General features: G+C 61.1%; 1 protein-coding gene. It reads left to right on the top strand.

What is annotated here, in order from left to right:
• The coding region (locus ACW9IR_RS30545) for an alginate O-acetyltransferase AlgX-related protein (protein WP_457466347.1) at positions 1–208 on the top strand (208 nt) is incomplete at both ends.

Below are 208 nucleotides of genomic sequence, written 5' to 3'. Positions count from 1 at the left end.
GCCGGACCTTTCGCCGTTGACCAATGAGCAGTTGCCGGACGAGTTGCCGGCCCACGACTTCTACTTCCGTGGTGACCAACACTGGACCCCGTATGGCGCCCAGCGCACCGCGAAAATCGTTGGCGAGAAAGTACGCGCCATGCCTGAGTTCGCGGATATTCCCAAGCGCGAATTCGAGACCAAACGCTCCGGACGCATGGGCAAGACC

It is taken from the genome of Pseudomonas sp. SDT291_1_S447 (assembly GCF_054070155.1).
The sequence above is the reverse complement of the archived record's forward strand: the minus strand, read 5'-3'. Positions and strand labels throughout refer to the sequence as shown.